This is a genomic window from Microbacterium ulmi, assembly GCF_011759705.1.
In the GTDB taxonomy this organism is placed as follows: domain Bacteria; phylum Actinomycetota; class Actinomycetes; order Actinomycetales; family Microbacteriaceae; genus Microbacterium; species Microbacterium ulmi.
Genome location: NZ_JAAOZF010000001.1, coordinates 1,381,340 through 1,394,841 on the forward strand (window position 1 = coordinate 1,381,340; position 13,502 = coordinate 1,394,841).

General features: G+C 71.3%; 10 protein-coding genes. 4 read left to right on the plus strand and 6 right to left on the minus strand.

Going from position 1 to position 13,502, the window contains the following annotated elements; translation table 11 throughout:
- Positions 1 to 13: 13 nt before the first annotated feature.
- The 4 genes from FHS08_RS06670 to argG are packed head-to-tail and all read right to left on the minus strand — an operon-like array spanning position 14 to position 4,615.
- Entirely contained in the window at positions 14 to 1,831 is a 1,818-nt protein-coding gene (locus FHS08_RS06670; RefSeq protein WP_167036973.1) for a YhgE/Pip family protein, read from the minus strand.
- A complete protein-coding gene (locus tag FHS08_RS06675; RefSeq protein WP_167036975.1) occupies positions 1,828 to 2,493 on the minus strand; it encodes a P-loop NTPase family protein in 666 nt (221 codons plus the stop codon). Before FHS08_RS06675 ends, FHS08_RS06670 begins: the two co-directional genes overlap by 4 nt.
- Positions 2,490 to 3,116, minus strand: a complete 627-nt coding sequence (locus FHS08_RS06680; RefSeq protein WP_167036978.1) for a TetR family transcriptional regulator — start codon at positions 3,114 to 3,116, stop codon at positions 2,490 to 2,492. Before FHS08_RS06680 ends, FHS08_RS06675 begins: the two co-directional genes overlap by 4 nt.
- A gap of 56 nt (positions 3,117 to 3,172) precedes the next feature.
- Positions 3,173 to 4,615 (minus strand): argininosuccinate synthase, encoded by a 1,443-nt coding sequence (gene argG / locus FHS08_RS06685; RefSeq protein ID WP_167036981.1) that lies wholly within the window; start codon positions 4,613 to 4,615, stop codon positions 3,173 to 3,175.
- A 157-nt stretch (positions 4,616 to 4,772) separates the two neighbouring features.
- On the opposite strand from argG, the gene FHS08_RS17240 reads away from it, so the two are divergent.
- Positions 4,773 to 8,246 (plus strand): DUF7927 domain-containing protein, encoded by a 3,474-nt coding sequence (locus tag FHS08_RS17240; protein WP_167036984.1) that lies wholly within the window; start codon positions 4,773 to 4,775, stop codon positions 8,244 to 8,246.
- Here FHS08_RS17240 and FHS08_RS06695 read toward each other — a convergent pair.
- Positions 8,203 to 8,943, minus strand: a complete 741-nt coding sequence (locus tag FHS08_RS06695) for a Pr6Pr family membrane protein (protein WP_167036986.1) — start codon at positions 8,941 to 8,943, stop codon at positions 8,203 to 8,205. The genes FHS08_RS17240 and FHS08_RS06695 overlap by 44 nt on opposite strands.
- A 101-nt stretch (positions 8,944 to 9,044) precedes the next feature.
- Between FHS08_RS06695 and FHS08_RS06700 the strand changes: the two genes are divergently transcribed.
- From FHS08_RS06700 to FHS08_RS06710, 3 genes are read left to right on the plus strand one after another with little or no spacing between them, the layout of a single operon-like run.
- The gene (locus tag FHS08_RS06700) at positions 9,045 to 10,331 is read left to right on the plus strand and encodes an adenylosuccinate synthase (protein WP_167036989.1); all 1,287 of its coding nucleotides are present in this window, start codon (positions 9,045 to 9,047) and stop codon (positions 10,329 to 10,331) included.
- Between the two features lie 25 nt (positions 10,332 to 10,356).
- A complete protein-coding gene (locus FHS08_RS06705) occupies positions 10,357 to 11,523 on the plus strand; it encodes a lactonase family protein (RefSeq protein WP_167036992.1) in 1,167 nt (388 codons plus the stop codon).
- 1 nt (position 11,524) lies between these two features.
- Entirely contained in the window at positions 11,525 to 12,178 is a 654-nt protein-coding gene (locus FHS08_RS06710; RefSeq protein ID WP_167036995.1) for a DUF6226 family protein, read from the plus strand.
- A gap of 18 nt (positions 12,179 to 12,196) precedes the next feature.
- Here FHS08_RS06710 and FHS08_RS06715 read toward each other — a convergent pair whose 3' ends face one another.
- Positions 12,197 to 13,414, minus strand: coding sequence for an AI-2E family transporter (locus tag FHS08_RS06715; RefSeq protein WP_167036998.1), 1,218 nt, complete (start codon positions 13,412 to 13,414; stop codon positions 12,197 to 12,199).
- Positions 13,415 to 13,502: the final 88 nt, after the last annotated feature.

Below are 13,502 nucleotides of genomic sequence, written 5' to 3' on the forward strand. Positions count from 1 at the left end.
GCCGCCGTGCGCGTCAGCCGATGAGGCTCGGCTGCAGGTCGCGCAGCGTGCGGCGGTGCGTCATGCGCGTCACGCCGACCATGGACGCGACGAGCGCGAGGCCCGTCCACAGTGCCAGGGTCAGGATGTCGACGCCTGCCCGCGCGAGATCTCCGCCGTACATGAGCTGGCGCATGGCGTCGACGACGTACCCCATCGGCAGCACGTGGTGCAGTGCCGCCAGCGGAGCGGGAAGCGTCTGCCAGGGGAACGTGCCGCCGGCCGTCACGAGCTGCAGCACCATGAGCACGAGGCCGAGGAACTGGCCGACGGATCCGAGCCACACGTTCAGGGCAAGGATGATCGCGGCGTACGTGAACGACGCGAGCACCATGACGCCGAGCGTGCCGAGGGGGTTCGCGAAGCCGAAGCCGAGGGCGAGCGAGAGGACGCCGAACAGCGCGATCATGCCGACTCCGCCGAGGATCGCCGGGGTGAGCCAGCCGGCCAGCGTGATCCGCACGGGCGAGTGCAGAGCCGTGACGGCGCGGCGAGAGACGGGCTTGACGATGAGGAACAGGGCGTAGATGCCGATCCACCCCGCGAGCGATGCGAAGAAGGGCGCGAGGCCCGCACCGTAGTCCTGCGCCGAGGTGAGCGCGCCGGACTCGACCGAGACGGGGTCGGCGATCGTCGCGGCCTGCCGCGCCCGTTCGTCGGCCGTCGAGTCGGGGATCGCCGCGACGCCCGAGGCGAGGCCGTCGCGCAGCTGTGCCGTGCCGTCGCTCAGCGTGCCGAGGCCCGATGCGAGGGCCGCCGCGCCGTCGTGGAGCGCTCCGGCGCCGGAGGATGCGGCATCCGCCCCCGTCGCGACCTGCCCCGCACCCGCCGCGACGTCCGCGGCTCCTGCGGCGAGCCTGTCGACCTCGCCGACGGCCTCCTGGACGCGGTCTCCGCCGCTGCGCACGGCGTCGGCGAGCGGATCGAGGCGTGCGAGCACCTCGTCGATGCGGGCCTGGTCGAGGCCCTGCTCGGCGAGGGCCGCCGCGAGGTCGGACCGTGCACGCGGGAGCAGCTCGACGGCCGAGCTCACGGCCGAGCCGGCGCGGTCGGCGTAGCCCGCGAGCGTCTTCGTGCCGTCGGCGACCTGGGCGGCGCCGTCGGCGACCTGATGCGCGCCGGACGCGAGAGACGCCGCTCCGGCTGCGAGATCGGACGATCCCGCCGTCAGCTGCTGCGCCCCCGACGACGCCTGGGCGGCGCCGTCGGCGAGCTGCGCGGCGCCGTCGGCCGCCGTCGAGAGCTCGGAGCGGATGTCGGAGATCGCGGTCAGCATGCGCGACGCGGCCTCGCGGCCGACGAGCTCGGCGACCGAGCGGCGGATCTTCTCGACCGCCTGCGCGCCGATCGTCGAGGCGAGGTAGTTGTTCGCGTCGTTCGTCTCGAGCTCGATGCGGGCTCGGCGGGGCTCGGGGTCCGCCGCGCTCGTGAGCGCCGCGGAGAAGTCGGCGGGAAGCGTCACGGTGAAGTCGACGTCGCCGTCGTGCAGCGCGCGCTTCGCCTGCGCCGCCGTCATGGGGCGCCAGTCGAACGCGCCGCCGTCGAGCAGCTCCTGGGTCACGTCGTCGCCGTACGCGACCGCCGCGTCGTCGCCGGATGCCGCGACCCCCGCGTCGTCGTTGACGAGCGCGACCGGCACGTCGCCGAACTTCGCGTACGGGTCCTGGTTCGCCCACAGGTAGAGCCCGCCGTACAGGACGGGCACGATCATGAGGGCGGCGAGGGCGACGACGGACATCCGGGTCGCGGTAAGCCGGCGCAGCTCGGCGGCGATCATGGCGGGGATCTTCATCGGCGTGCTCCGCGGGCGAGGGGCGCTCCTGCGCGCAGCCGCAGGCGGTCGGGGCGCGGTCTCGAGGTCTTCGGGGTGGCGGCGAGCAGCGCGGCCGACGCCTCGCCGGAGATGACCAGCACGGCGAGGCCGCGTGCGGCGAACTCTCCCGCGAGCGCCCACCACGATCGGGGGTCGCCGCCGTGCCGGTCGGGCGAGACGAGCACGATCGCGTCGACGCCGGGCCGCAGGACCGCGAGCTCGAGGAGGAGCCGCAGGCGGACGGCGGGCACGACGTCGGCGATGGGAACGCGAGAGAGCCCGCGGACGCCGTGCTGGTGCAGCCAGCGTCGCGCCGAGATCGGGTCGGAGCGCAGTCCTGCGAACATGAGCTCCTCCGCGATGACGCCCGCGAGCGCGACGTTCGGCGCGGGGTCTGAGACGTCGGGGGCGTCGATGAGCGCGACGCGGCGGCGGAGGGCCCCGGCATCCGCCTCTCCGTCGATCGTGACGGACCCCGAGTCGGGGCGCATGCGCCCGGACGCGATGAGGCCGAGCACCGTGGGGCGCTGCTCCGTCTCGGCGACGACGAGCGATGCGCGTCCCGATGCGAAGGCGGCCGTCGTCTCGGGGAGGGCCACGCCGCGGCGGCCCTTCGACACCCCCGACAGCTCGACCCTCATCGGTGCTCCTCGAGGAGCTCGGGATGCCGGGCGAGGAGGGCGACGGCTTCGCGCCACGACAGGCCCGCGATGCTCAGCACGGCACGGACGGCGAGCGAGCGGGCCTCGGGGGAGGACGCGTCCATGCGCGTGATGACGGCACGGGCCGCCTCTTCGACGAGGCGCGCGAGCGTCGGGGCGGCGACATCCGTCCGCAGCACGTCGGCGTCCTGCCCGCGGCGCACGATCGCGACGACGGTGCGGCGCAGGGGCGCGAGCGCGTCGGCCGTCTCGAGCACGTGCGCGTCGTCGAGGGCGATGGATGCCGCGACCTGCACGTGCGAGGCTTCGGTCCACAGCTGCGACGCGAGGCGGGCGAGGGCGATGCGCGGATCGTCGTCGTGGATGCTCAGGGCGATCGCGTTGAAGCGCTGGGCCCCCGCTGCGACGACCTCGCGGATGAGGGCGTCGCGGTCTTCGAAGTGACCGTAGAGCGCGCGCCGCGTGAGGCCCGCAGACCGCGCGATCGTGTCGATCGAGGCGTGCGGGTCGTGCGCGATCGTCGCCGTCGCGGCGGCGAGGATGCCTGCGCGGTTCTCGAGGGCGTCGCGGCGGGGGCGTCGCGCAGCAGGGGTGTCGGTCACCCGTTAATTGTACTAACTTGCACAATATTGTGCAAGTTATGTCACGCTGATCGGGATCAGTCGGCTCCGAAGTCGAACGACGCCGACTCGGACGCCTCGTCGACGGCTTCGGCGAGCTCTTCGCGGGCGGTGTCGTACGGCACGGCGTGCTCGGTGATCCCGTCCGCCGCGCCCTGCTCGAGGCGCCCCACGAGCGCGCCCGTCGGGCCCCCGATGAGCCCGAGCACCGCGTACTGCTCCAGGCGCGTGCGCGAGTCGGCGATGTCGAGATTGCGCATCGTGAGCTGTCCGATGCGGTCGGTCGGGCCGAAGGCGGCATCGCCCACGCGCTCCATGGAGAGCTTCTCGGGGCCGTACGACATGTGCGGCGCGGTCGTGTCGAGGATCGTGTAGTCCTCGCCGCGGCGCAGGCGCAGCGCGACCTCCCCCGTGATCGTCGAGCCGACCCACTTCTGGATCGACTCGCGCAGCATGAGCGACTGCGGCTCGAGCCAGCGTCCCTCGTACATGAGCCGCCCGAGGCGGCGGCCCTGCTCGTGGTACGTCGCGAGGGTGTCTTCGTTCAGGATGCTGTTGACGAGGCGCTCGTACGCGATGAACAGCAGTGCCATGCCCGGGGCCTCGTAGATGCCGCGCGACTTCGCCTCGATGATGCGGTTCTCGATCTGGTCGCTCATGCCCAGGCCGTGCCGGCCGCCGATGCGGTTCGCTTCGAGGACGAGCTCGACAGGGTCGTCGAACCAGGCGCCGTTGAGCGCGACGGGCCGTCCGCGCTCGAACGAGACCGTGACGTCCTCCGTCTCGATCTCGACCGCCGGGTCCCAGAACCGCACGCCCATGATCGGCTCGACCGTCTCGAGCGACACGTCGAGGTGCTCGAGCGTCTTGGCCTCGTGCGTCGCCCCCCAGATGTTCGCGTCGGTCGAGTACGCCTTCTCGGCCGAGTCGCGATACGGGAAGCCGTGCTCCACGAGCCACTGGCTCATCTCGGCACGGCCGCCCAGCTGCGTCACGAACTCGGCGTCCAGCCACGGCTTGTAGATGCGCAGCGCGGGGTTGGCGAGCAGTCCGTAGCGGTAGAACCGCTCGATGTCGTTGCCCTTGTAGGTCGAGCCGTCGCCCCAGATGTCGACGCCGTCCTCCTTCATCGCGCGCACGAGGAGCGTGCCCGTCACGGCGCGCCCGAGCGGCGTCGTGTTGAAGTACGTGCGTCCGCCCGAGCGGATGTGGAAGGCGCCGCAGGAGAGGGCGACGAACCCCTCCTCGACGAGCGCCGTCCTGCAGTCGACCAGGCGCGACACCTCGGCGCCGTACTCGAGCGCGCGGCCGGGGATCGCCTCGATGTCGTCCTCGTCGGGCTGACCGAGATCCGCCGTGTACGTGCAGGGCACAGCCCCGGAGTCGCGCATCCAGGCGACCGCGACGGAGGTGTCGAGACCTCCGGAGAATGCGATGCCGACGCGCTCGCCGACGGGCAGGGACTGGAGGACGTTCGACATGCCTCAAGTCTAGTTGCGGGCCCCTCAGCGACTTGCGAGCCGGACGCCGCTGTGCCGACAGACTTGGAAAAGACGTAGCGCGCACGGCTCCGAGCCGATAGATTCGGCCCGATTGAGCCGTTCAGACGATTCAGCCGAGTGCGAGTAGGGAGTGGCCGTGCCACGAGACCGCCGTTCGCGTCGTCAGCCCCGGCGCATCAGTGCTCTGCTCGCGATCGGACTGCTCGCGGCGGCCCTCACGGCGCTTCCGCAGACCGCGCCGCAGGCGGAGGCCGCCCTTCCGGCTCAGTGCGGCCCTCCCGTGGCCGCCGGCATCGCGTGCGTGCAGATCTATGCGGGCGACTACCGCAGCGGCGCGACGAGCATCGCCCCTCTGGCGGGCGCCCGGTTCGGCCTGTTCGTGCAGAACCCTGAGGCCTCGATCGACGCCTTCGACGGCTTCGTCCATCCCGATGTCGCCGCGGCGGCCGGGAACCCCGCGCTGTTCATCTGCACGTCCGACCCTCAAGGCGACTGCGTGTTCACGGTTCCCATCCGGCCGGGCGCGACCGACAGCACGGGCGTGCCGCAGACCACCCGGCTGTGGACGGCTCCGCTGAGCCCGCTCGACGCGAGCTTCGAGTACTTCGCGAACCCGTTCTGGCAGACCGGCCCGCTCACGCCGTCGGCCACGGCCACGCTCGAGGTCAGGCACGTCTTCCAGACGCCTCCGCTCTACGGGCAGGGTCCCGGCCGCACAGGGCTCTACCTCGCCGGTCAGCAGTGGATCACCGACCCCGGACTGCAGACGAACCCGACGAACAACGGCATGACGGGTACGGTCTCCGAGTTCCAGCGGCGCATCGCGTCCGGCGGCGTCTGGCCGATGTCGCGGTTCAACCTGGACATGCCCACCCAGTGCGGTCTCAACGTCGCGTTCATCGTCGACGTGTCGAGCTCCGTCGCGTCGCCGCAGGACTTCAGAGTGGGCCTCGTCAACGCGATGAACGTCTTCGTCGACGCCCTGCGGGGCACGCCGTCGCAGGTCGCGCTGTTCACGTTCGGCACGGACTCGCCGGGGAACGATCCCTCCGGGACACGGAACTTCGCCAACACGGGCCTGCTGCCGGTGGGCACCCAGACGGAGGCGACGACCTTCAAGAACCGCTATGCGAACTGGCCGACGGGATCGTGGCCGACCAACTACACTAACTGGGACCGCGGTCTGGCGGCCGCGGCGGCCGTGAACGCCGACCTCCTCGACCCGACGCAGTTCGACCTCGCGGTGTTCCTCACGGACGGCAACCCGACCGTCTACGGGCCCGGCGCGACAGGTGCCAGCCCGAGCGGCTTCACGCGGTTCCGCGAGATCGGCAACGGCGTCGCGTCGTCCAACCTCCTGAAGCTGCAGGGGACCCGCGTCCTCAGCGTCGGCGTCGGCGCGGGCGTCTCGTTCCCCGGCGCCGAGTTCAACCTGCGCAGCGTCTCGGGTCGCGACGAGTACACGGGGGGAAACATCCTCGAGGCCGACTACCTCATCGCGGACGACTACGCGGAGGCGGGCGCCGCCCTGCGCAACCTCGTGCTCTCGAGCTGCGCACCCTCCGTCTCGGTGATCAAGCGCATCCTGCCGTTCGGCTCGGTCGATCCCGCTCAGGCGACGATCCCGAGCTCGCAATGGCAGTTCACGCCGTCGAACCTCACGGCGGGAACCGTGACGCCCAATCCCGGCCTCACCGACCTCCAGACCGGCGGCGTCGCGTTCGACCTCTCGTTCACGGTGGATGAGGGCGCCGTGGGCCTCACGATCAGCGAGACCGACCAGCCCGGCTTCACTCCCGTTCCCGACCTCATACGCTGTCGCAACATCACGGCAGACGGCCCGGAGTTCGTGCCGGCGCACGACGAGGACACGAACACGTTCGACGTCACGGGGATCGGCCTGCAGGACGCCATCTCCTGCGTCGTCTACAACCAGGGCCCGCCCGACGTCGTCGACGCGTCGGTGCAGGTCCACAAGCAGTGGGACGTCGAAGGCGTCGTCTACCAGAACGGCACGCAGCCGGACGGGCTGAGCGCTCAGCTCCTGCTCTCGGGGCCCCAGTCGATCACGCTGTCGAACCAGCCGTGGTCCCAGGTCCGCAGCGGGTACAACGTCGGCGCGGGCGCAAGCCCCGCATCCGCCAATGTGACGATCGCGGAGAACATCGCGGTCGGGCAGCAGTTCCCCGGCATCGACTGCTCGCTCGCGGAGCGGCGCATCCGCCCCGGACCTGTCAACCTCACAGACACCGGCGCCACGGCCCCTGCGACGGGAAACCTCCTCACCGGCGCACCCCTCGCAGCGGGGACGAACGAGTGGACCGTCACGAATGTCGTGGACTGCACGACCACGCTCACGCTCATGAAGAGCGTCGCGAACGGGCCGCTCGTCGGCAGCCCTCAGTTCTGGCAGCTCGACGCCACACCATCCCCCGCCGACGGCGCGCTCGCGGGCCCGACAGGCCCGAGCGGCGCCACGGCCGAGGTGACGCCTCGGACGGTCTATCAGCTCGTGGAGAGCATCCCCTCTCCGGCACCCGACGACCGGATGTTCCACTACGTGCAGACCGACATCCGAGATCCGCTCCTGCGCGACTTCCCCGGCGCCAGCGGGTCGTGGAACTGTCACCCGGTGGCGGGCCTGCGCGGAAACGACATCTCGATCGGCGGCAGCGGGGCGGTCGTCGTCCCGCCCGGCGAGCACTACGAGTGCACCGCCGTGAACGCGACGTCTCTGCTCACCGTCGACAAGACGGTGCTGCCCGAGGGCGCCGCGGAGCCGGGATCCTTCGAGTTCGAGTTGACCGCGATCCCGCCGATCGTCGTCGACGATCCCAACGAGCTCCGGTTCCCCGCGGGCCAGGAGCAGACCGTCGTGCCCAACCAGCAGTACAGCCTGGCCGAGATCGCGCAGCCCGACTTCCAGCTCACTCAGCTCGAGTGCGTGTCCGACGCGGGCGACGCCGTGCCCATCGCGGACCTGGTGCTCGCGCCGGGCGACACGGCGACCTGCGCCGCCGTCAATCAGCTCGGCAGCTGGACCGCGGTGAAGTCGAGCGATCCGCCCTCGGGCACGAGCGTCGCGCCGGGCGACGTCATCCGGTACACCGTCACGGCGATCCAGCTGTTCGAGGGAGGCGTCTCGACCGACGTCGTCATCACCGACGACCTCGTCGACGTGCTCGACGACGCGACGGTCGTGGAAGGATCCGTCTCCGCCACGTCGGGCACGGTCGAACAGGTCGGCGACACCCGCGTCTGGACGATCCCCTCGCTCACCGGCACGGAGGAGCTGACGTTCGAGGTGCGCGTGAACGACGACGCATGGGACGCGACCCTCGACAACGTCGTGACCATCGCCGGCGACGGCGGGGTCGACTGCGCAGACGCCTCCTTCGAGGAGGATTGCGACGAGACGCACCATACGACGCCGGATCCCCCACCGACGCCGACGCCGACGCCGACGCCGCCCGTCCCGTCGCTGCCGGCGACGGGAGCGAACTCGCCCGACGCGCTGCTCCTGAGCGCTCTGGCGGCGCTGCTGATCGGTGCGGCCCTGCTCCGCGTCAGCCGGCGGGAGCGAGCGCGGAGGTCTCGGGCGCAGACCTGACGCGGCGGACCCCGCGCCACCGTCCGACCCACACGACGATCGCCGCGATCGCCGCGATCGCCAGCGCGATGCCGACGACATACGCCGCGACGCCGAGATAGTCCAGCACGAAGCGGTGTGGATCGAGGAAGGGATACGGGTACCACCACGCCTCGCCCGTCACGGGGTTCGTGATGCGCGGCGCGCGGGCGAGCGTGTAGACGACCCACGCGACCGGGAAGACGAGGACGCCCCACAGCGCCGCCCACGGCAGCGCCCGCCGCTTCGGCCCGAGCAGCAGATCCGCGAGCATGAAGGCGGGTCCGACGACGTGCAGCACCTCGTTCGACCACGGCACGGTCGCGCCGGGCTCGAGCGGGATGCCGCGCAGCAGCGCGTTGTAGACGACGCCCGTCACGAGCATGTACGTCGTCACGCAGACGAGTGCGAACGCCAGAAGGCGAGGCTCGGATGCCGATCCCCGCCCGCGGGTCCAGAACCACACGGCTGCCCACACCAGCACGAGGGCCATGAGGATGTTCGACTCGATCGTGAAGAAGCTCACGAAGTTCGCCGCGACGGTCGCGGCATCCCGGCCCCTCGCCGCCGCGCCGCCGATCGTCTCGGCCGCCTGCGCGACGACAGCGGCTCCCGCCGCGCCGGCCATCGCGACGCGCAGAAAGCTCCAGACGTGCCCCCACCACCGCGTCCGGGTCATGGCGAAACCCTATCCGCGCGCTGCGCGGCTGCACAGGAGGGCTGCGTGCGGCGCCCCCGATAGGATGGAGTCGTCCGTCGGCCACCACAGGGGGAGCGCCCATGCCAGGCATCGTGATCGTGGGAGTCCAGTGGGGCGACGAGGGCAAGGGCAAGGCCACCGACCTGCTCGGCGACCGCACCGATTGGGTCGTCAAGTTCAACGGCGGCAACAACGCGGGTCACACGGTCGTGATCGGCGACGAGAAGTACGCGCTGCACCTGCTGCCGAGCGGCATCCTCTCTCCCGGGGTCAACCCCGTCATCGGAAACGGCGTCGTGGTCGACCTCGAGGTGCTCTTCGCCGAGCTCGAGGCGCTCCACGCGCGGGGCGTCGACGCGTCTCGGCTGCGTGTCAGCGCCAACGCCCACATCATCACGCAGTACCACCGCACGCTCGACAAGGTCACCGAGCGCTTCCTCGGCAAGCGCATGATCGGCACGACGGGCCGTGGCATCGGCCCCGCCTACGCCGACAAGATCAACCGCGTCGGCATCCGCGTGCAGGACCTCTTCGACGAGAACATCCTCCGCCAGAAGGTCGAGGGCGCGCTCGACCAGAAGAACCACCTGCTGCTCAAGGTCTACAACCGCCGCGCGATCGCCGTCGAGGAGATCGTCGACGATCTGCTCTCGTACGTCGAGAGGCTCCGGCCCATGGTCGCCGACACGGGGCTGCTGCTCAATCAGGCGCTCGACCGCGGCGACGTCGTCGTGTTCGAGGGCGGTCAGGCCACGATGCTCGACGTCGATCACGGCACGTATCCCTTCGTGACGTCGTCGTCGGCGACGGCGGGCGGCGCATCCACCGGCTCGGGCGTCGGCCCGAATCGCCTGGACCGCATCGTCGGCATCGTGAAGGCCTACACGACGCGCGTCGGCTCGGGTCCCTTCCCGACCGAGCTGCACGACGAGCAGGGGGAGTGGCTGCGCTCGCGCGGGTTCGAGTTCGGCACGACGACGGGCCGTCCGCGGCGCGTCGGCTGGTACGACGCGCCCATCACGCGGTACGCGACGCGCATCAACGGCATCACCGACCTCGTCCTTACCAAGCTCGACATCCTGACGGGGCTCGACGAGATCCCGGTGTGCGTCGCCTACGAGGTCGACGGCGAGCGGGTCGAGGAGATCCCCGTGAGCCAGTCGGACTTCCACCACGCGATCCCGATCCTCGAGTACTTCCCCGGCTGGAAGGAAGACATCTCGGCGGCCCGCACGTTCGACGACCTGCCGGCCGCGGCGCAGGACTACGTCCTCGCGCTCGAGGCGATGAGCGGCACGCGCATCTCGGTGATCGGCGTCGGCGCCGCGCGCGACGCCGTCATCGTGCGCACCGATCTCGTCGACTGATGCCTTCGACACGGCGGCTCGCGGCATGAGGTTCCTCCTCGGCGCCTACACGGCTGACATGGGGGGCGCCGCGACCGGCATCGGCGTGCTCCTCGCGGGGGCGGTCGACGACGCCCTCGCCGGGGGATCGCTCGGCTTCGCGGGGGATGCCGTCGCGACGGCCGGGTCGCCGTCGTGGATCGCGCGGCATCCGACGCTCGACGTGATGTACGCGGCGCTGGAGAGCTCCGGCACCGTGCAGGCATTCCGTCGCACGGGCGAGGCGTCCTACGCGAGGCTCGGCAGCCCCGTCGAGGCGGGCGAGGCCGTCTGCCACGTCGCGGTCGCGCCCGACGGCGGGTCGCTCGTCGCGTCGTGCTGGGGCGACGGGCGGGTCGTGCGGATGGCGCTGGATGCCGCGGGCCGGCCGTCATCGCCCGTCGTCGCGCCCGCGGCCGTCGACCCCTACGGGCCGGACGCCGAGCCCGCCGAGCTCGACGGGATCGATCTCGCCGCCGCCGCGCGGGCGCTTCGCGCCGCCGCGGGGGACGAGTACGCGCACCTCGTGCCCGGCCACGACGAGCCGCTGCCGCCGACTCCGGATGCCGCTGCCCGCCCCTCGCGTGCGCACGAGGCCGTGTTCCTTCCCGGCGGCCTCGTCGCGACGACCGACCTGGGACTCGACCTCGTGCGGTTCTGGCGCGCGACCGAGCGGGGCCTGCGGCCCGTGCAGCAGGTCGCCCTGCCTGCGGGGAGCGGTCCGCGGCACATGGTGCGGCATCCGAGCGGACATCTCTACGTCGTGACGGAGCTCACGTGCGAGGTCTTCGCACTCGCACCGGATGCCGCGGGCACCTGGCGCCTCGTCGCGGGAGCCCGGCTCTCGCCCGCCACGACGGCAGGAGTCGACGTCGCGGCCGAGCTCGCGGCATCCCGCGACGGCACGGTCCTGTACGCGGGCATCCGCGGCAGCAACGCGATCGCCGCGCTGAGGGTGCGCGGCGACGGCGCGACGATCGAGCCGCTCGCCCTCGTCGACGCGGGCGTGGACTGGCCGCGCCACCACATCGTCGAGCGGGACACCCTCCTGGTCGCCGGTCAGCGCTCCGACGAGGTCGCGTCGCTGGGCCTGGACCTGCGCACGGGAGTCCCGGGACGCGTGCGGCACCGCACGGCGGCGCCGTCGCCGACGTGCCTGCTGCGGGATCGCTGACATGGCCGGGTACCGGCGGCCCGGGATCGCCTCCGTCACGCCCCTCGATGCGGGCGGGCATCCGATCCCCTACGGCGATCGCTGGGGTCAGGACGGCCCGCCCGAGGAGTCCTACTCGCGGACCTCCAACCTCGACCGCTTCGCCCCCCCGCACACCGTCGCCGACGCGCTCATCGCATGGCTGGCGGACGAGTTCGTCGTCACCGTGACCCGCGACGCACGCCTGGGCGCCGATCTCATGCGCGCGCGCGACGACATCGTCGACGCGGTCCGGATCGTGCCGGACGCGCAGGATGCCGCATCTCTCACGGTCGTCTTCACCTCGTTCCCCTCGGTGATCGTGCACGCGGGAGTGCTGCACGACTTCCTCTTCCCCGTGTGCGGCTGCGACGCGTGCGACGAGACGTGGGATCGCCGCGCCGACGAGCTGGAGTGGACGGTCCGGACGGTCGCGTCGGGAGGCTACTCCGAGTGGATCCGCCACGACCGCGAACTGGGCGCCGGCTTCCGCCTCGACGAGCCCGGTGTCGGCGGTCGGTCGGGGGAGGGTCGTGTCGTGGACATCTCGCTCGAGCGGCTCTCTGCCGCGGAGCCGAAGCTCGCCGCTCTGGCGGGCGCGTGGAGGGCGTGGCCGCGCCGCGCGACCGATGGGTGAGCCCGCGCGGCGGCCGAGCTAGACCTTGGCGTCCTGCCGCGGGATCACGACCTGCTTGATGATGAGCAGGATCGAGGCCGTGACCGGGATCGCGACGAGGGCGCCGAGAAGACCGAGGAGCGTGCCGCCGACGAGCGCGCCGATCACGACGAGGGCTCCGGGCACCGAGATCGTGCGGTTCATCACGCGGGGCGTGAGCACGTATGCCTCCAGCTGCATGTAGATCAGATAGAGGATCGCGAAGATGAGCGCCGACAGCGGGTTGGCGAACAGCGCGACGACGCTCGCGACGATCCAGAACAGCACCGAGCCGACCAGGGGGATGAGCGTGAGGCTGAATGCCACGACCGCCATGAGAGGCGGGAACGGCAGCCGCAGCGCGAGGAAGAGGATGAGGGTGACGATCGAGTTGCAGAACGCCAGGATCACCATCCCCATGAGATACCCGCCGATCGAGTCGGTGATCTGATCGGTCATCCCGGCGACCTTGGCACGAGTGCGGGCGGGCGCGAGGCGGTTGAACGACTGCTTCATGATCGGCAGCGAGGCGAGGAAGTACAGGCTCAGGACCAGGATGATGATGAGCCCTGAGATGGTCGTCGCGATCGTGGCCCCGACCTGGAGGAACCCTCCGCCGATCGCCGCGATGTTGGCGGGGTTGCTGAAGAACTGCTGGATCTCGTGCAGCAGCAGCTCGATCGGATCGCCGAGCATGCCCTCGAGCCACCCGTAGAACGCCGTCTGCTCGAAGTCCGCGATCATCTGCGGAAGATCCGTGATGAACTGCGCGATCTGTCGCACGACGGTCGGGATGATGAGCCACAGCACCGCCACGAGCACGACGGCGAACGCCGTGTACACGATGACGATGCCCCACGCCCTCTTGACGCCGCGGGCCTCGAGCCACCGCACGACGGGGTCGAGCCCGAGGGCCGCGAACAGGGCGAAGACGATGTAGATGACGACCGTCGAGAGGTTCGTGAACGCGACGCCGAGGGCGAACGCGACGAGCCCTCCGAGCGTGAGGAACAGCCCCAGGGCGAACGGGTGGTTGACGTTGGCCCACATCGTGTGCGACGCAGGCGCTTCGCCGGCGGGTGCGGCGACCTCGTCGGGGGCGGGGTCGACGTGCCACGCGTCACCGGTCGCGGCATCCGTCCCCGCGGTCGCATCCGCCGCGAGCGCGGCGCGTGCGTCGCGGCGCAGCGGGTCTGGACTCTCGTTCGAGGTCGTCATGTGGCCACTCTAGGGTTCGCGCCGGTTCGGCGGCAGGAGCCGACCTCCGCGGATGACTCCCCGCGATAGGGTCGAGGTCGAGGAGGAG